The organism is Leisingera sp. ANG-Vp, from assembly GCF_000813725.1.
Taxonomy (GTDB): domain Bacteria; phylum Pseudomonadota; class Alphaproteobacteria; order Rhodobacterales; family Rhodobacteraceae; genus Leisingera.
Genome location: NZ_JWLD01000140.1, coordinates 1 through 570, shown reverse-complemented (window position 1 = coordinate 570; position 570 = coordinate 1). Strand labels below are relative to the sequence as shown.

Here is a 570-nt window from a genome sequence, read left to right as displayed (position 1 = left end):
AGGTCAGGCGCGGGCCGTGCCACTGCGTGACACGGCCCAGGAAAGACGGAACATCCTTGCGTCAGCAGTTCGGCACGTTCACGGCAAGACCTCCAAGCGAGGTTTCCTTGTATTTGTCGTGCATGTCGGCGCCGGTCTGGCGCATGGTCTCGATGCAGGCGTCCAGCGGCACAAAGTGCTGGCCGTCGCCGCGCAGGGCGAGGGAGGCAGCCGAGACCGCCTTGATCGCCGCCAGGCCGTTGCGCTCGATGCAGGGGACCTGCACCAGGCCTTTGACAGGATCGCAGGTCATGCCCAGGTGATGCTCCAGCGCGATCTCGGCGGCGTTTTCCACCTGCTCGGGCGTGCCGCCCATTACCGCGCAGAGACCCGCGGCGGACATGGCGGAGGCGGAGCCGACCTCGGCCTGGCAGCCGGCCTCGGCGCCGGAGATAGAGGCGTTGTATTTGACCAGGCCGGCAACGGCGGCGGCGGTCAGCAGGAAATCCTCGACATGGCTTTCCGAGGCGCCCGGCACGTGGTCGAGGTAGTAGCGGATCACTGCCGGAAGAGTGCCGGCCGCGCCGTTGG

The 570-nt window shown here is 67.7% G+C and carries 1 protein-coding gene; it reads right to left on the bottom strand.

The window, feature by feature from the left end; translation table 11 throughout:
- Positions 1-61: 61 nt before the first annotated feature.
- Positions 62-570: L-serine ammonia-lyase, iron-sulfur-dependent, subunit alpha (locus RA20_RS24455; protein WP_039135603.1), on the bottom strand; the 509-nt coding region annotated here is incomplete at its 5' end.